This window comes from Paractinoplanes abujensis (assembly GCF_014204895.1).
GTDB classification, from domain to species: domain Bacteria; phylum Actinomycetota; class Actinomycetes; order Mycobacteriales; family Micromonosporaceae; genus Actinoplanes; species Actinoplanes abujensis.
This window is the reverse complement of sequence record NZ_JACHMF010000001.1, coordinates 1,271,620-1,288,601: the sequence shown is the minus strand read 5'-3', so window position 1 is coordinate 1,288,601 and position 16,982 is coordinate 1,271,620. Positions and strand designations below refer to the sequence as shown.

Annotated in this window: 13 protein-coding genes; 5 read left to right on the top strand and 8 right to left on the bottom strand. The window is 70.0% G+C overall.

Going from position 1 to position 16,982, the window contains the following annotated elements; genetic code table 11:
* Positions 1 to 57: 57 nt before the first annotated feature.
* Positions 58 to 222, top strand: a complete 165-nt coding sequence (locus BKA14_RS05290; protein ID WP_184949802.1) for a hypothetical protein — start codon at positions 58 to 60, stop codon at positions 220 to 222.
* A gap of 10 nt (positions 223 to 232) precedes the next feature.
* Positions 233 to 2,191, top strand: a complete 1,959-nt coding sequence (locus BKA14_RS05285) for a hypothetical protein (RefSeq protein WP_184949801.1) — start codon at positions 233 to 235, stop codon at positions 2,189 to 2,191.
* On the opposite strand, the gene BKA14_RS05280 is transcribed toward BKA14_RS05285, so the two are convergent.
* The 6 genes from BKA14_RS05280 to BKA14_RS05255 form a co-directional block, all read right to left on the bottom strand.
* Positions 2,188 to 2,631 carry a hypothetical protein gene (locus BKA14_RS05280; protein ID WP_184949800.1) on the bottom strand — a complete coding sequence of 148 codons (444 nt, stop codon included), beginning with the start codon at positions 2,629 to 2,631 and terminating at the stop codon, positions 2,188 to 2,190. The two genes, BKA14_RS05285 and BKA14_RS05280, sit on opposite strands and share 4 nt — an antisense overlap.
* A 17-nt stretch (positions 2,632 to 2,648) precedes the next feature.
* Positions 2,649 to 3,143: an AAA family ATPase gene (locus BKA14_RS05275; RefSeq protein WP_184949799.1), complete on the bottom strand. Its 495-nt coding sequence runs from the start codon at positions 3,141 to 3,143 to the stop codon at positions 2,649 to 2,651.
* A gap of 130 nt (positions 3,144 to 3,273) precedes the next feature.
* On the bottom strand, positions 3,274 to 5,397 hold the full coding sequence (locus BKA14_RS05270; protein WP_239092475.1) for a transglycosylase domain-containing protein: 2,124 nt from the start codon (positions 5,395 to 5,397) through the stop codon (positions 3,274 to 3,276).
* Between the two features lie 88 nt (positions 5,398 to 5,485).
* Complete coding sequence (locus BKA14_RS05265; protein WP_184949798.1) at positions 5,486 to 6,703, bottom strand: SGNH/GDSL hydrolase family protein; 1,218 nt, start codon at positions 6,701 to 6,703, stop codon at positions 5,486 to 5,488.
* Entirely contained in the window at positions 6,700 to 9,675 is a 2,976-nt protein-coding gene (locus BKA14_RS05260) for a glycosyl hydrolase 115 family protein (protein ID WP_239092476.1), read from the bottom strand. The genes BKA14_RS05265 and BKA14_RS05260 overlap by 4 nt, the downstream gene beginning before the upstream one ends.
* Positions 9,672 to 10,970, bottom strand: a complete 1,299-nt coding sequence (locus BKA14_RS05255; protein ID WP_184949797.1) for an SGNH/GDSL hydrolase family protein — start codon at positions 10,968 to 10,970, stop codon at positions 9,672 to 9,674. Before BKA14_RS05255 ends, BKA14_RS05260 begins: the two co-directional genes overlap by 4 nt.
* A 206-nt stretch (positions 10,971 to 11,176) precedes the next feature.
* Here BKA14_RS05255 and BKA14_RS05250 point away from each other — a divergent pair, with 206 nt between their 5' ends.
* The 3 genes from BKA14_RS05250 to BKA14_RS05240 are packed head-to-tail and all read left to right on the top strand — an operon-like array spanning position 11,177 to position 12,554.
* Complete coding sequence (locus BKA14_RS05250; RefSeq protein WP_184949796.1) at positions 11,177 to 11,317, top strand: hypothetical protein; 141 nt, start codon at positions 11,177 to 11,179, stop codon at positions 11,315 to 11,317.
* The gene (locus tag BKA14_RS05245) at positions 11,317 to 12,003 is read left to right on the top strand and encodes a DsbA family oxidoreductase (protein ID WP_184949795.1); all 687 of its coding nucleotides are present in this window, start codon (positions 11,317 to 11,319) and stop codon (positions 12,001 to 12,003) included. Before BKA14_RS05250 ends, BKA14_RS05245 begins: the two co-directional genes overlap by 1 nt.
* Positions 12,000 to 12,554: a TetR/AcrR family transcriptional regulator gene (locus BKA14_RS05240; RefSeq protein ID WP_184949794.1), complete on the top strand. Its 555-nt coding sequence runs from the start codon at positions 12,000 to 12,002 to the stop codon at positions 12,552 to 12,554. Before BKA14_RS05245 ends, BKA14_RS05240 begins: the two co-directional genes overlap by 4 nt.
* A 365-nt stretch (positions 12,555 to 12,919) precedes the next feature.
* On the opposite strand, the gene BKA14_RS05235 is transcribed toward BKA14_RS05240, so the two are convergent.
* Positions 12,920 to 14,044 (bottom strand): lytic polysaccharide monooxygenase auxiliary activity family 9 protein, encoded by a 1,125-nt coding sequence (locus BKA14_RS05235; protein ID WP_184949793.1) that lies wholly within the window; start codon positions 14,042 to 14,044, stop codon positions 12,920 to 12,922.
* A gap of 10 nt (positions 14,045 to 14,054) precedes the next feature.
* Positions 14,055 to 16,928: a glycoside hydrolase family 48 protein gene (locus BKA14_RS05230; RefSeq protein ID WP_221477565.1), complete on the bottom strand. Its 2,874-nt coding sequence runs from the start codon at positions 16,926 to 16,928 to the stop codon at positions 14,055 to 14,057.
* Positions 16,929 to 16,982: the final 54 nt, after the last annotated feature.

Below are 16,982 nucleotides of genomic sequence, written 5' to 3'. Positions count from 1 at the left end.
ACCCACGCCCGCGTCGTCGTCGCGATCCTCTACGTCCTGCCGGGCGTGGTCCGCTCGGTGCCCGACCCCGATTGGGCGCTGCGCCTGCGCCTGCGCCGCACCGTCCCGTCCTCCGCCGACCTCGACGACCCCGTACGGGGCCTGGCCGTGACGGGGGCCTGGACGGCGGGCGCGCTGCTGCTCGGCACCCTCGCCGTCCTCCGCCGCGATCATGGGACCTAGGGTGGGAGACGTGTTCGCGGGGCTGGACGACATCGACTGGGAATCGCTGGAGCACGCCTACGGCTCGGCCGAGGACGTCCCCGGCTGGGTGCGCGGCCTGGTCGACCCCGATCCCGCGGTCCGCGAGGAGTCCCTCGACGCCCTGTACGGCGCGGTCCACCATCAGGGCGACGTCTACGACTCGACGGTCGCCGCGGTGCCGTTCCTGACCGAGGCCTTGACCACGCCGGGCGCGCCCGGCCGGGACGGGATCGCCCAGCTGCTCACCAGCGTGGCCGATCTGGCCGGATGGCCGGACGAGGCCGACCTGCCCGACGAGCGCAGGGTCGCGATGCGCGGGCTGGCCGCGCGGGCCCACGCACTCGCCGTGGCGGCCGCGCCGGCCTTGTCCGCGCTGGCCGACGACCCCGATCCGGGGGTGCGCGGCGCCGCGCCCAAGCTTCTGGCCGCGCTGGGCGTGGACGGGCTCGATTCTCTGCTGATCGGCCTGCTCGGCACCGAGGACGACCCGGCGGCCCGGATGGCCCTGTTCGACGCGCTGGGCAGCATGGAGCTGGGCGACGACGCCGTCGCCCGGTTGCTCGGCCTGGTCGGCTCCGCGCCCGCGTCGACCGGGTTGGCCGCCCTGATCGCCGTGGCTCGCAGCGCACCGGAGCGCGCACCCTTGGCGGGCGCGGCCGGCCTGATCGAGCGGGCCTACGCCGAGGACGGGGCCGCGGTGGAGCCCGAGGGATTCCACACCGACACGGTGATCGGCTCGTTGCGGGTCATGCGGGAGCGGATGGAGCAGGGCCGCCGGGCGCCGCACTGCTCGCGCATGGTCGAGGACCTGACCGATGCCCTGGGCCCGCGCGTGGCCGACCGGATCGCGATCGTCACCCCGCTGCTCGCCTCGCCCCACGACGACCTGGCCGGGGACGCGTTGTGGGCGGTGAACAAGCTGATCGAGGGCTGGCGCGGCGACTACCGCCAGGCGGTCTCCGAGGTCGCCGGTTTTCTCGAGCGGTCGCCGCAACTGGCCGAGCGGGCGGCGGGCATGCTGCCCCGGTGGGGTCCGGTCGCCGCGCCGGCCGCGGAGGCGGTCGCCCGGCGCGTGGCTGATCTCGACGCTCAGCCGTGGCGGGACGGCCTGCCGCGGTGGGTCATCCCGTACGGCACCGACCTGCCCGGATTGCACCCGCACGTGGGGACGCTGGGCGAGCTCGGCGACGAACGGGTCCTGCCGCTGCTGCTGACCGCGCTGCGCCTGCCCCGGCGCCCGAGGAACCTCGGAGCCCTGCTGGCCCGGTTCCCCGGTCACGCCGACCGGATCATGGCGGCCGTCCCGGACCCGGATTGGTCCTCTCTCTACGCGGCCTTGCGGGTCTTCGGCCCCGCCGCCGCCCCGGCCGTCCCCGGCTTGCTGGCCGCGCCGCTGCAGGACTGGTCGGCGGTGACCCTGGGCCGGATCGGCCCGGCCGCGACGGAGGCGCTGCCCGCTCTGCGGCTGGCGGCCCGGGGCGACGACGCCCGGCTGGCCGTCGCGGCGGCCGGCGCCCTGTGGCGCATCGACCGGTCGCCCGAAGCCTTGGCCGTGCTGACCGCCCACCTGGACGGCCCGGCCGCGACCGCCGCGTTCGCGGAGGTCGCCGCGATGGGCCCGGCCGCCGCCGCGGCCGCGCCGCTGATCGCGACCTACGTGGACGTGCCGGACCAGCACTGGTGGACGCCGGTCGCCGCCGTGCTGGCCCTGTGGCACCTGACCGGGGAGGCCGGCCGGGTGGCGCCGGTGCTGACCGCCGCCTGGCACGGAAACCGGCGTCTCCGGGTCGCGATCGCCGAGGCCGCCACCGGCCCGCTGGCCGACGCGCTGGGACCGCTGTTGCGCGCCGAGGCATCCGCTGTCCGCCGCTTCAACGCCTCACCCGGCTCGTGGTCGAGCAACCAGGTGGCCGAGGACGAGCGACTGCTGGCGCTGTGCCGCGCCTAAGCCCACCGTTCGACGCTGCGGTGCCGGCCCAGGCCGACCGCGTCGAACTCGTCGTCGTGGCCCTGCGCGGTGGCGCCGAGCCGGCGCAGCGCCTGCGAGATCGGTGATCCCTCGGCCGGCAGCGGGTCGTCCTCGTCCTTGAACAGCGGGCCGAGGACCACGTCGCCGCGGTGCCACACCGTCGCGTACTGCAGGCCCATGCCTCCGAAGTAGTCGGCCTCCACATACGCCACCGGGTCATCGGCCGACCATGCGGCCAGGGACGCGTCGAAGCCCAGCGGGAAGAACGCGCCGAACCGCTCGTCGGTCCGGTCGGCGGCGGCCCGGGCCGGAGTCATCGGCACCAGCGCCAGCCCCTGCCCGAGCGGCACGGCGACACCGGGCCCGTAGTGTTCCAGCGCGCGGGCGGGAGCGACGACAGCTCGCAAGTCGTAAGCCACCCGCGCACCTTAGGGCATCAGCCGTCCTCGGTGGCATGCGCATCGACCGCCGCCAGTTGCTGGTAGGCGCGGAACAGCTGGTGCTGGACGCGGATCTTCTGCTCGCCGATGGCCCGGCCCCCGGACAGTCCCCGCAGCCGGTCGCGGGCGATGCAGTCCTCCACGTCGACGGCGGTGAAGTCCCACACCACCAGCTCGGCGTCGCACCGTTCGGCCACTTCGCGCACGGCGTCGAGGTAGTGCGGCAGCAGGAACGGGTCGTCGCACACGACGTCGATCCCCGACCGCAGCAGCGCCTCGATCGCCGCGTTCACGACGAGCTGTTCCCGTTCGGCGTACCGGGAGCTGTAGGCCACGCCGTCGCTGGCCAGCACGTGCGGGTGCAGCATGGCCGCGATCTCGTCGCTGCCCACCCGGGCCCGATGTTCCGGGTCCTCGGCCACCCAGCTCAGGGCCTCGGTCGTCTTGCCCGAAGCCGGCAGACCCCGCGTAACGATCAACGTCCGTCGCACCTCTTGGCACCGCCCCGCACTGACTGCCGGACCGGGCCGGTCTCGAATAACAAGGTCCACGAGACCGATGCTGACCGCCAGGGGCAACCTGGATCTAGATAGCAGTCACGAACCGCCGGAAAGGAAAAACCTACTCACCCGGCTTCTTGAACTCCACGGGCTCGGTGCCGTCGAGGTAATCGGCCAGCGTGCGGTAGGTGACGGGGTTGACGATGTCGTGCCGCATGCGGTCGGTGTGGTTGGCCCAGTCCGGGTTGACCATGTAACCGGCCACGACCAGGCTGGCCGAGCCGACCACCAGGGACGCCGTACGGTCGCTGTCGGTGGTGCCGGTCTTGCCGAAGATCGGGTGTTTGATCGTGCGGTAGGCGTTCGGCTCGGTGCTGCCGGCGCAGTTGCCGAGCTGGGCCCGGTCGCCGACCGGGCAGCGGGCCGCGTCGATCGTCTTGCGGGCCACGTCGGCGCTGGTGGCGCGTTTGCAGTCGGGCTGCCCGGTCTTGAGCTTCTTGCCGTTCGAGGCGGTGATCTGCTTGATCGGGGTGGGCGCGCAGTACATGCCGTCGCCGGCCAGGGTGGCGTACGCGTTGGCGATGTCGAGCGGCGTCGACGTGGTCACGCCGAGCGTGAACGCGCCGAACTCGTGCGCGGCCGCCTCGGTCTTCATCAGGTCTCGGTCGCTTGACGAGCGGTAGACCATGCCGAACCGCTTGGACACGTCGATGACCTTCTCGGCCCCGACCTGTTCCTGCAGCGGCACGAAATACGTGTTGACCGACTTGCCGAACCCGGTCCACATGTTGAACGTGCCCTTGGTGTTGGGCGACGAGTTCGACGGGCAGTAGAACGACGTGCCCGGGCAGGCCGCCGGCGAGTTGAACGCGACCGGGTAGCTCGACTTGTACGTCGAGTCGGACGTGATCGGGTGGTCCAGCTCGTAGCCGTTCTCCAGCGCGGCCACCATCGTGAACATCTTGAACACGGAGCCGGCCTGGTAGCCGTCGATGTCGCCGCCGCCGGTGATGATCGGGTTGGTGGTGTTCGGGTAGGAGGCGCGGGCCCCGTTCTTGCGCATGGCCGGGTTCGAGCTCAGCGGGTTGGTGCCGTCGTCGAGCTTGAACTTGCGGTTGGTGGCCAGCGCCTTGACGTGCCCGGTGCCCGGCTCGATCCCGGCGATCACGACGGCGTTCTTGTTGTTGTCCTTGATCTTGCGGTTGATCTCGTGGCGGGCCGAGTTCTGCGCCTTGACGTCGAGCGAGGTGACGACCGTGTAGCCACCGCTCTTGAGCTGGCGCTCCCGGTCGTACGCGTTGTCACCGAAGTCCTTCTGCCCCAGCCACCAGCGGTAGAAGTAGTCGCAGAAGAAGCCCCAGCTGTTGGTCTGCACCGACGTGCACCCGTTGCCGGGCCGGTTCGTCGTGCGGGCGAGTTTGGTCTTCTTCGCCGCCTCGCCCTCGGCCTTGGTGATCTGGCCCAGCCCGACCATGTTGTCGATGATGTAGTTGCGCCGGTCGAGCGCCTGCGGGTAGCCGGTCTTGGTGGTCGGGTCGAACGCGGTGGGCGCCTTGACCATGCCGGCCAGCAGCGCCGACTCGGCGATCGTGAGGTTCTTGGGCGACTTCTTGAAGTACACCTGGGCACCCGCGTAGATCCCGTACGCCCCGTTGCCGAACGGCGCCAGGTTGAGGTAGCGGGTCAGGATCTCCTTCTTGTTGAGATCCTTCTCGATCTGCAGCGCGTACTTCATCTCGGCGATCTTGCGCTCGGGGCTGTCCTTCGTCGCGTCGATGGCCTCCTGGGCCGTCTTCGCGCCGTAGGCCTGGGCCATCCGCACGTACTGCATCGTCAGCGTGGAGGCGCCCTGCTGCGAACCGCCCTGGCTGTTGTTGACGAACGCGCGGGCGATGCCCTTCACGTCGACGCCGTTGTGCTCGTAGAACTTGTGGTCCTCGGCGGCGACGATCGCGTTCTGCATGTTGACCGAGATCTGGCTGTTCGGCACGTCGCTGCGGAACTCGTCATACAGCACCGCCACCTGGGTCTTGCCGTCGGACGCGAAGACGCGGGTGACCTGCGGGGCCGCCTGTTCGACGATCGTGCTGGGCAGCGACGCGAACTCCTCGGCGCCCGCCTTGGCCACCAGCCCGCCCAGCGCCACGGCCGGGAACGAGGCGGCGGAAACCACCACGGCGGTCAGGAAGCCGCAAATGAGCAGCAACCCGGCTTTTCCGAGTAGAGATCGGTCCTTGCTCGCCACGGGTCGCCCGACCCCTTCCTCGACGCCGACAAGACGCCGAGGAAGGTACCCGATCAGGTCGAGTGTTAACTGGGAGGGCCGGTCCGGCTCACCGCAGCCACGGCGACGGCACCGCCTCGGCGATCGCTCGATACCCGGCGGGGTTCAGGTGCAGGTGGTCGCCGGTGTCGTAGCCTGCGCGGAGCTGCCGGGGCAGGGCCGGATCGCGGACGGCGGCATCGAAGTCCGCCACCCCGTCGAAGATCCGGTTGTGACGGATCGCACTGTTCACGGCCGTACGGGTGGCCTCGCGGTAACCGTCCGGATCGTCATATCCGGTATTGCCCCCGAACGGTGTGATCGTGGCCCCGTAGACCCTGATGTCCACCGCATGCGCCCGCGTCACGATCTGCTCGTACGCGGAGATCAGCTCCTCCAGCAGCGCCTTCTGCGCATCGACGGTGGCCGGGGCCGTGCCGATGTCGTTGACCCCCTCGAAGATCAACATCCGGTCCACGCCGCTGGTGGCCAGCACGTCGCGGTCGAGCCGGGCCAGCACGTTGGGCCCGAGCCCGTCGTTGAGCACCCGGTTGCCGCCCGCGGCCTGGTTGAGCAACGCCACCCGGGCCCCGCGGACCTGATCGGGCCACCGGTCGTTCCCGTCGGTGGTCGAGCCGCGCCCGTCGGTCAGCGAGTCCCCGACGATCGCCATCGCGGGCACGTCCGCCTCGACCTCGACGCCGCTGATCAGGTACCAGTGCGCGACCCCCACGGCCCCCGGCAGGTCGACCGCGGTGTGCTGGTCACCCGCGATCAAGTACGACGTCGTCCGCGATCCCGGGTGCGAGGTGAGGCTGAGCGTGGCCTGCCCCGACGCCAGGTACACCGTGATGGTCAGGTTCGCCCCGCGGCCCACGGGCAGCGCCACCGGGTCGGAGACGACCTGCGCGCCGACCGGCACCGTGGCCGACGCCCGCCCGCCGAAGGTGAGCGGGCGGCTCGACCCCGGCACGATCGCCGGCACCCCGGCCCGCCCGTCGACGGGCCGGGCCACCGCGGCCGCGGTGATCGGCAGCGCGGCGCCGCCGAACGCGTTCGAGAAGCGGAAGCGGACCTTGGAGCCGCCGGCCGTCACGTGCACGGTCTGCCGCAGCGTGGTGTCGACCAGCACCGACGACGTCCCGGTGAAGGGGGCCGGGGGCAGGTTGGCCGGCTCGGTCAGCTGCGGCATCGCCGTCCAGGTGTGAATCCACCTTTTCTTGTCGGGCCGCAGCGTCCATGCCGCCGGCACGGCCGCGGTGACACCGAGCAACGCCCGCCGCTTCATCGGACCCTCCGGCTCTCCGGGGGGCCGAAGTAGCTGTACTTCTCGCCCCCGGTGTCGACGACCAGCCGCTGCACGATCACCGTGGGGTCGACCGCGTGGAACGTCAGCGTGTGCGTCCCCGGCGCCGCGATCACGTGCGTGGTGGTGGTCCGGTTGATGTTGTCGGACGTGTTGCGCGCCCACTGCCGGTTCATCGTGGTGTCGTTGGCCCCGGTCGCCGTCGTGATGTTGACGACCTGCGGGGCCTGGCCGTCGACGGAGACCGCGTACTTGAGGCCGTCGCCGGGCCGCGTGTTGTTGCGCGGCGACAGGTAGGCGGTCACCTTCACCGGCCCGCTGCTGGTCAGCGTCATCGTGTAGTCGAGCTTCGCGCCCTCGCCGAGCGGCGTGAGCCCGTTGCCGGTCTTGCCGATCCCGGGCAGCAGCCGCCACTTCCCGGCCCTGCCGGTGTAGTGGTCGGCCTCCATCGCCACGTACCCGTCGGCCTCGAGGAAGCCCTTGGCGGGCAGCGCGGGGTTGTTGACCGGCGCCTGCACGACGACCGTCGACCCGGCGCCCTCGATCGTGATCGGCACGCTGGTCACGCCGCGCGGGGCCCGCTTCCAGTCGACGGTGACGACCGGCCGCACCTGGTCGGTGACCACCCCGCGGGACGGCGCCACGTGCACCCACGACGCGCCCGTGGTGATCCGGTACCCGTACGGGGTCGTGCCCTTGTTGTAGATGTCGAGAGCCGGCGGCCGTTGCGAGGACCACGGGTTCGACTCGGGCAGCTTCAGCGATCCGACCCCGAGCGCGGGCGCGGCCGGCACGGTGATCCGCTTGAGGTGCGGGTAGATCGCGTCGGGCAGCGCGACGTTGTTCAGTTCGGGCTGCTGCCAGGGCGCGTTGGGGCCGTAGCGCTCGACGTCGCCGTACCCGATCTTGGGTTGCAGCTGCCAGTTCTTCCACTTCCCGCCGGCCAGGGTGGTGTTGTAGTAGTCGCTCATCGCCTGGTCCTCGGCGAACAGCCGCTCGGCGGTATCGGCCAGCTTGTTGGTGGCCGCCCGGCCCTGGGCCGCGTAAGCGATGTTGGTGAACTGCGCGCGCCGCAACTCGTACACGATCGCCGTGTCTTTGATCTGGTAGTAGACGAGCTGGTAGAACGCGTCCTGCCAGGCTTGCGGCACCCGCTCGCGCAAGGCTGTGGCGTGGCGGGCCAGCTCGATCCATTCCTCGGTCACCCGGTCCAGCTCGCCGTAGTCGGTAAGGCTGAACGGCGTGGCCTGATCGTCGTAGACGACCTCACCGGCCGCGTTGAGCGTGATCCGCCGGTTGAGCAGTTCCGGCTTGCGGCGCGACTGCAGGAACCCGTACGTGTCGAGCAGTTGCGCGACGGCCGGCGCGAACCGGTCACCGAAGTTCTGCGCCGCGAACTGCTCGGTCCACTCCCCCAGCCGCGTCACCGGCCACGCATCGGGATTCCAGGCGTAGTCGAGGAAGAACTGCGTGGGCAGCTCCTCGTTCTTCAGATCGCCCACGTTGACCATCCAGAGCCGATCAACCCCTTTCCCGTACGCCAGGTTGAGCTGCTCCCAGGTATTGGTGAGGTTGATCGTGTCGGCCCACTTGTAGTTGCGGCCGTCGCCCACGTAGTCGAAGTGGTAATACATGCCGTAGCCACCACTGCGGGCGGGCAGCGACGCGTCCGGGAGCTTGCGCAGGTTGCCCCAGTTGTCGTCGCAGAACACGACCGTCACGTCGTCCGGCGGCCGATACCCGTTGTCCCAGTAGCGCTGCACCTCCTTGTAAAGGGTCTGCACCTGGGGCCGGTCGATCAGCCCGGTGTCGCGCAGGATCTCGCGCTGGCTGTCGATGATCGAGGACATCAGGTCGATCCCGTCGCCGTCGGGCAGCGAGACGTCGCCGTTGCCGCGCATGCCGAGCGTGATGACGCCCTCGATGTTCTGGTCGCGCATCCGCTCGGCCCCGTCCCGCCAGTACGCCTTGATCGCGTCGGCGTTGCGGCGGAAGCTCCACTCCCCCGTGCCGGTGGGATGCCGGTTCCACTCCTCGATGCCGCGCATCATCGGGGCCTCGTGCGAGGTGCCCATGACGACGCCGTACAGGCCGGCGGTGGCGTGGTTGAGCGGGTCGTCCTCGGCGAACGCGCGCCCCCACACGGCCGGCCACAAGTAGTTGGCCTTGAGCCGCAGCATGGTCTCGAAGACCTTGGCGTAGTAGTCCGCGTTCAGCCCGCCCGGATAGCCGGGGGCCTTGCCCGGCCCGAAGTAGCCGGGGGCCCAGGTGCCGGTGGCCGGGTTCTCGTCGTTGATGAAGAACCCGCGGTACTTGACCTTGGGCGTGCCCTGCGTGTGCCGGCCGGGCAACACGTACAGCTGGGCCTTCTTCGCGATCGGCACGTCGTCCCAGAAGTACCAGGGCGAGACACCGATGTTCTTCGACAGGTCGTACGCGCCGTAGATGCTGCCCCGCTGGTCGCTGCCGGCGATCACGAAAGCCCGCCGCACGCCGGGCAGAGGGTCGGTGACGACCTGCTCGACGGTGGTTTCCCACTTCCCCCGTACGCCGGTCACGTCGAGCTTGCCGCGGGCGATGATGCGGTCGATCAGCGGGCTCTTGCCGATCGTGCCCACGATGATCGGGTCGCGCCCGGCCGGGATCGCGTCGTGGCCGACCACGGGTTCGACGCCGGTGACCTTCTTGAGGTCGCTCTGCAGGTCGCCGACGACCCTGATCACGCCCGCGTAGTCGTCCTTGCTGACGACGAGCGGGGCCGCCACCAGGGGGAACCGGCCCGGTCCGGGTTCCTGGGAGACGTACGAGGAAGCGGTCCTGGTCTTCGACCCCGATGTCGCGGCTTTGCTTTCCGGCGCGGATGCAGCGGCTCCGGAGGGAACGGGCGCGATGATCACCAGGGCGGCCGCGGTGATCGCGGCGATCGTGGCCCTCGTGACACTGGCGGCGCTCACTTGAACACCCTCAGCGGCACGGCGGCGGCCATGGCGGCCATGCCGTCGTCGTTGGGATGCAGGTGATCACCACTGTCGTACGCGGGGTTGAGGCGTTGCGGGTCGGCCGGGTCGCCCATCGCGCGGTCGAAGTCGATCACGCCGTCGTACTCGCCGCCCGAGCGGATCCAGCGGTTGAGCACCTCGCGCTTGCGCTCGTTGGCCTCGGTGTAGAAGCCGAGCGTGTCGCCTTTGAACGGCAGGATCGTGCCGCCCAGGGCGACGATCCCGGCCGCGTGCGCGCGGGCGATGAGCTGCCGGTGCCCACCGATCAGGTCGTCCGCGCTGACCACTTCGGACGCCGGTGCGACGGTGCCCGGGTGACCCAGGTCGTTCACGCCGAGCAGCACGATCAGGTATTCCGCGCCGGGCTGGGCGATCACGTCGCGGTCGAACCGGCGCAGCGCGCTGTGCCCGAAGTAGGCCGCGAACGACTCGGCGTCGCTGCCCGGCGCCGGGTTGGGGTCGTGCAGCAGGCGGTTGCCCGAGATGCCGACGTTGGCTATCCCGCGGCGCAGCCCGGCCGCGCGCAGCCGGGCGCCGAGCAGGTCGGGCCAGCGGTGGTTCAGGTTGTTCTGCGTGTTGGCGCCGTTGGTGATCGAGTCGCCCAGCGTGACGATCGCCGCGCCCCGGTCACGCACGGCGACGCCGGACAGGAAGAGGTACTGCCCGATCGTGGCGACCGGGGTCACCGTCCGGGCGGCGGTGACGTCGCCGTCGGCGATCACGTTGTCCTGGAACGCGAACGCGGCCAGCGTCGTCGCGGGCGTGCGGGCGGGCAGGTAGAGGCTGATCGCCAGGTCGCTGCCGGGCGGCACCCGCAGCCGGACGGGGTCGCTGAGCAGCGGCGAACCGGCTGGGATGGTCACCTCGGCCCGGTTGCCGAAGGTGACCCGGCGGTCGGAGCCGGGCACGATCGCCGAGCTCGCCCCGTCGCCTTGGCGCAGCGCGACCCGGACCGCGCCCAGGCGCAGCGGGCCCTGACCGAACTCGTTGGTGATCCGGATCCGGAGCTCGTCGCCACCGGCGCTGCAGTGCACGACGTGCCGGACGGTCTGGTTGGCCAGCACGGTGGGGGCGCTGGGCGGGTTGGGCGGGACGGTGGTGGGGGCGGCGGCCCAGGTGGCGATCCACCCGGGGACGGTCCAGTCGTCGTCGCCTTGCTGGGCGGACGCGGCGGCGGGAGCGGAAAGGCCGGTGGCGGCGGTGACCGCCGCGCCGGAGGTGAGGGCGAGTAATTCGCGACGGGTGGGCATCAGAACCTCCGCGGTGGATCGGAAGTTTCGGTAACACATCAGCCGAACACTCGTAACGTAGAGGCGACCATCTATGTCGTCAATATCGGCACCACTGGATCATGGGGTTTCTGGTGTCATTTCAGTTGTCGAAACTTTCAGCTCTCGCCTCGGAAAGTGCCGGACTATCTTGTCGGTAGCGTCAAGTTGGGAGTACGTTCTTGACCATGCAGTCAAGTACCGAGACGGACGTCGTCGCCGTCGTGGAGGAGCCGGCCGAGGCCGAGCCCGCCCCCGCCCCCCTGATCCTGCTGGAGCCGCTCGAGGGCGACTCCGGCGTCTGCGCCGCCGACGGGTGGTGCGACTGATGAGCGCCAGCGTCTTCGGCCCGGCCGCCGAGCCGATCGTCGTCGACGTCTGGTCCGACGTCGTCTGCCCGTTCTGCTACCTCGGCAACGCCGTGCTCAAGGAAGCCGTCGAGCAGTTCCCGCACGGCTCCTCGGTGCAGGTCCGCTACCATAGCTTCCAGCTCAACCCGGAGTTCCCGGCCGGTCAGGCCGTCCTGGCCGACGAATACCTGGAGCAGCGGTTCGGCGCGGGTAACCCGCAGCTCGCGGCCTCGCACGCCAACCTGGCCGCCCGCGGCGCCGAGGCCGGCCTCGACTACCAGTTCGAGCGCACCATGATGGTCAACACCCTGGACGCGCACCGGATGATCCACCTGGCCAAGGAGCGCGGCCAGGAACTGCCGATGGTCGAACGCCTCTTCCGGGCCGAGTTCACCGAAGGCCTCGACCTGGGCGACCACGAGGTGCTGGCCGGCCTGGCCGTCGAGCTGGGCCTCGACCGCGACGACGCCCTCGAGGCGCTCAAGACCAAGGCGTACGAGAAGGACATCCGGGCCGACCTCGCCCAGGCCCGCCGGCTCGGCATCAGCGGCGTGCCGTTCTTCGTCTTCGACAACAAGCGGGCCGTCTCGGGCGCCCAGCCCGTCGAGATGTTCCGCAAGGCACTGGACGTGACGTGGCAGGACCGGGCAGCCTCCGGAGCATGAGAGCAGACGCGCGGCGCAACGTCGAGGGCATCCGCCGGGCCGCCCTCGACGTGTTCCGCGCCGGCGGCCTGACCACCCCGCTGGACGAGGTGGCCCGGGCCGCCGGCGTCAGCAAGGGCACGATCTACCACCGCTTCGGCAGCCGTACGGGCCTGATCGACGCGGTGGTCGACGAGCTGGTGGCCGCCCGCATCCACGCCGTCATCGACGCCGTCGACGCCCTCGACGGCCCGCTGCTCCGCTTCGAGCAGTACCTGCTGCGCACGTGGCTGCTGCAGTACGACGAGCCCGCCGCCAACGACGTGCTGATGCGCACCCTCCCCGACTCCGAACCCCTGACGTGCCTGTTCGAGCGGGCCTGCCACTTCGGCACCCAGCTGCTGACCGACGCCCAGACCGCCGGCGTGGTCCGCGCCGACATCACCCCCGCCGACCTGACGTACCTGATCCTCGAACGCGGCGTCATAGTCCGCTCCTGCAGCCGGCAAACCCGCGCCGACTACCACCGCCGCCTCGACTTCATCCTCCGCGGCCTCCGCACCCATCGATGAGCCCTGTCGTAGTCGCATGTCAGGGTGCCTCATGACAAGTAGGGTGGTGGGTCGAACCGCAGGTGAAACCGCGTCAGCTGCTCGCATCGAGCGGGCTCCCATGGCACGCTTGGGGCAACAGCAGCCGGGAGATGGGGCAATTCCGATGAGCTTGGTAACGCAGGCACACCCGGACCCGTGGAGCGAGGACGAGTACTTCGCGCTCGGCGAGACCCCCAACCAGATCGAACTGGTTGATGGGAGCTTGGTAGTGAGTCCCGCGTTCGCTGCCGAGTTTGATGTGGCCCCACTTCTGAGTCGTAGTCGCCGGAAGTGAGCCGGCGGCGGCGCCAGGGAGCGCCGCCGCCGGGGTTTCACTCAGTGGGTCAGGTTGTCGAGCAGGCGAGGTTGTTCACCGACGCGGGTGGTGTGCCGTTGCCCAGCAGGCCGAAGGTGACGTACTTGCCGGCTCCGACCGTGCCGTTGTAGCTCACGTTCTTGACCGATACCAGTGAGCCACTGCTGCTGGCCGTGCCGTTCCAGGCCTGGGTCAGGGTCTGTGAGCCCGGCCAGGTCCAGGACACCGTCCAGTTGTTGATCGCCGCGGTGTCGGCGTGCACCATCACCTCGGCCTGGAAGCCGCCGTTCCACGTGCTCGAGATGTTGAACATCGCGTAGCAGTTGGAGTTGCCCGGCGGTGGGGTCGTGGGCGGCGGCGTCGTCGGGGGCGGAGTGGTCGGCGGCGGGGTGGTCGGCGGCGGCGTCGTGGGCGGCGGCGTGGTCGGCGGAGGCGTGGAGCCGCCGCCGATTCCGGTGACCTCGCCGTTGCCGCCGTCGAACGTGACGTCGGAGCAGCCGTAGAACGTCTCGTTGCTGTCGGAGCGCTGCCACACCGAGTAGATGATGTGGCGGCCGCTCTTGTTCGACGGCAGCGTCGCGTTCCAGTAGTAGTGGCCGTCGTCGGTGCCGGGGCCGCCGTTGGAGGGCGGGTTGGTCACCGAGTCGAACGGCGCCGACTCCAGGTCGCTCCAGGCCAGGGCCCGGGTCGGGCTCCAGCTGTCCTTGGTGATGTAGAGACGGAACGTGCCGGGGTGCTTGGCCCAGTTGTTGTACTGGATGCCGATCTGCCGGCCGGCCGTCAGGTGCGTGACCGGGAAGTCGTTACGGGGCAGGTTGAAACCCGTGAAGTTGTACGGGCCACCGGTGCCGCCCGAGCAGAGCTGGCCGTCGGGGATGAACCCGGCCATCCGGCCCGCGCCGTCCGAGCGGAGCACCGCGAACCAGTTGTAGAGCGAGGTCGTCCCGCTCTGCGCGACCGCGGCCGCGCAGGCCGCGTTCTTGGGTTCGATCGCGCCCGTGCTGGGGTTGCGGCCGTCCTTGTAGCAGAGCCAGGTACGGCTGCCCGGCACCATGATCGCGCCGTGTGCCTGAGCGGCGACCGGCGACACGACCGCGCCGACACCCGCGGCGAGCAACCCCGCCATGGCGTACATCAACAGCTTTTTTCGCATCGAGAACCTCCTAACCGTTGGGGAAGAGCCGGGCGAAGTCGGCGTAGCCGGTGGCCACATCGACCTGGGCCCAGAAACGGTGGTAGTTGAACGTCGGCGCCGGTCCACCCTTGAGGTACGCGTCGAGCTTCGGGTAGTCCGGGTCGTTCTTGTAGAAGGACCGGATGTCCAGGAAGGACACTCCCGGCTTGATGACGTCGCCGTTCGGCATCTTGCCGGTCCAGCCCGGCGGGATGTAGATGCCCTGGCCGGTGGACGCGTTGTAGGTGTCGTCCATCCGGTTGTAGTCGGCGCGGGTCTCGGTGACCGACACGCCCTTGGCATCCTTCTTCGTCCAGATCGCGTCGAGCAGGTTCTTCGCCGCGGTCTTGGCCGCCGCGTTGCCCGACTTGGCCGCGTAGTAGGTCAGCAGCTTGGCGAACGAGCCCGCCACGCCGAGGTCCTGACCCTTGCTCGTCACGGTGACGTGCAGGTTGGTGTTGGCCGCGGGCGACGACGGGTTCCACGTGGCCGGGGCACCCGTCCACTCCATGTCCGACGGGATCGAGAAGTCGGTGGCCGTGATGTCGCTGTTGGCCAGCGCCCACGGAACCCACTTGTCGAGCACCGACTTGGCCTTGGCGTCGTTGGTCAGGTAGTAGTACTCGGCCAACCGCTCCAGCGACCAGGTCTGCATGCCGAACCAGCGGTTCGACGGCGGGTCCTCGTAGACCGGGGCCTCCACGTACGCGAGGCCGTAGAACGTCGGCGTGCCGGCCGGGCGGGCCTGGTAGCTGCCGTTCCAGCTGTTCGTCGCGCCGCCGGCGATCGCGCCCTCGGACGACTGCAGCCACTGGTAGAACTCGAGCTGCCGGTTGAGGCTGGCCTGCCAGTCGGCCTTGGCCGTGGGCGACTTCGGGGCGAAGGCGCTCACGTTGGAGAGCACGTACGCGGCCATGGGGTTCTGGTAGCCGAAGTGGCTGGTGCTCGAGCCGATCCGCCACGCCCAGCCGGCGTTGGTGTCGGTCGCGCCACCCCAGGCGTAGTACCAGGACATCAAGTTGTTGGAGGAGTTCTTGCCGTTGCCCGCCGCGCACGAGGTCGACGCGCAGCCCGGCTGCTTGAAGTACTTGTCGTAGAAGGAGTAGCGCAGGTAGTCGCCCATCTTGGCCGCGTTGGTCACGGCCGACGCCAGCTGCGACTGCTTGCCCTGCTCGGTGGCCCAGGTGTACGCCCAGTACGCCGCCTGCACCGCGCGCGAGTCCGCGTCCGGCGCGTTGGTGTACTTCCACTGCTTGGCGTAGCTGGAGTCCTTGGTGAACAGGTCGAGGAAGCCGTTGGGGCCACCGTGCTTGAACGTGTCGCAGCTGGGCTGGGGCACGGTCTCGAACGTCGACTCCTGCGGGCCGCGCTGGAAGGTGTTGATGAGGACGTTCTTCGTGGTGCCGTCACCGCACCGGCCGAAACCGTAGACGTTGTCCACGTCCATCAGCCAGTGCATGCCGTAGATGTCGGAGGTGCCGTACGCGCTCTTCAGCTCCGAGGCCAGCGGGTCGTTACCCACCGAGACGCTCGGGTCGAGCTGCGACGGGTACTGCGACGGCAGCGGGTATTCCGCCGCGTAGGTCGCCGGCTTGGACGCGTCGTACTTGTCGTTGGTGGGCTGGTCGGCGTGCGACGGGATGATGTACTTCTCCATCGTCGCCCAGGCGCTGTTGAACGGCGCCCAGTCACCCGAGGTGTGCCCGTACTCCGCCTCCAGCCACAGCCAGTAGCTGAACGCCTCGGAGGTGGTCTCGTGGCCGTGGTCGGGCGCCTCGTCGATCAGGGTCTCGATCGAGTGGTACGGCACACCGTCCGGGCTGAAGTAGCCGTTGGCCGGGTTCTTGATGTCGTTGTACATCTGGGTGAACCGGGTGTCCGGCGCTCCCACCCGGACGACCTGGGCGTTGACCGAGGCCGCGGTGTGCCCGGTCGCGGTGGCGCCGAAGGTGGCCGTCGCGCCGACCGCCGCCGCACTGGTCGCCGTGATCGTGACGGTCTGGCCGGTGCTCCAGTTCGACGGGGTGAAGGTGAGCGAAGCCGGGGCGGCCGAGACCGCGGTGGAGCCGGCGCTGCGGGCGACCGCGACCGTCACGTTGGCCGTGGGCGCTTTCGACAGCGACACCTTGAAGGTGCCGGTGCCACCGGTCGGAACCGTCACGAAGGTGGAGTCCGTGACGATCGACGGGGTGGTGGCGGCGTCGACGAAGACCGGCACGTCGGCGGTGTTGCTCTTGTTGCCCGCCGCGTCGTACGCGATCGCCTGCAGGTGGTAGGCCGCGGCCTGGGCCGGGACACCGGTCCAGGTGTACGTGTAGGGCGCGGCCGTGTCGGTGTTGAGCAGCAGGCCGTCGTGGTAGAACTCGACCTTGGCCACGGTCCCGCCGGGCGTGGCCGTGATCGGGATCGAGGCCGGTGCCGTGTAGCGGATATTGGCGGCCGGGCTGGTGATCTCGACCGTGGGCGCGTTGACGGCGCCGTTGCAGCGGGTGCCGTTGAGCGAGAACGCGGTCGGCACCGGGTTGGCCGAGCCGAACGTGCCGTTGAATCCGGTGCTCACCGTCCCGTTGGTGCCCAGGTTGCCGTTCCAGGCCGCGTTGTTGACGGTGACGTTCTGCCCGCTCTGCGAGTAGACGCCGCTCCAGCCCTGGGTCACCTTCTGCGATGCGTCGGGGAAGGCGTATTCCAGCTTCCAGGAGCTGACCGGGTCGCCGGTGTTGGTGATGGCGATGTCGCCGGTGAACCCGCCGCTCCACTGGCTCTGCACCTTGTAGACCACGGTGCAGCCGGGAGCGGCGAGCGCCGGGGCGCCGGCCACGAGTGCCGCGCCGGCGCCGAGGACGGCGGCGCCGGTGACGGCCAGCACGCGTCTGGCCCTTGATCTGACTTGCACGGGGGAAGTCCTTCCTGTGGGGAG

Coding starts and splice junctions, on each gene's coding strand:
- BKA14_RS05265 (WP_184949798.1), bottom strand. CDS start 6,703: ATGAAGCGGCGGGCGTTGCTCGGTGTCACCGCGGCCGTGCCGGCGGCA.
- BKA14_RS05255 (WP_184949797.1), bottom strand. CDS start 10,970: ATGCCCACCCGTCGCGAATTACTCGCCCTCACCTCCGGCGCGGCGGTC.
- BKA14_RS05250 (WP_184949796.1), top strand. CDS start 11,177: ATGCAGTCAAGTACCGAGACGGACGTCGTCGCCGTCGTGGAGGAGCCG.
- BKA14_RS05245 (WP_184949795.1), top strand. CDS start 11,317: ATGAGCGCCAGCGTCTTCGGCCCGGCCGCCGAGCCGATCGTCGTCGAC.
- BKA14_RS05240 (WP_184949794.1), top strand. CDS start 12,000: ATGAGAGCAGACGCGCGGCGCAACGTCGAGGGCATCCGCCGGGCCGCC.
- BKA14_RS05235 (WP_184949793.1), bottom strand. CDS start 14,044: ATGCGAAAAAAGCTGTTGATGTACGCCATGGCGGGGTTGCTCGCCGCG.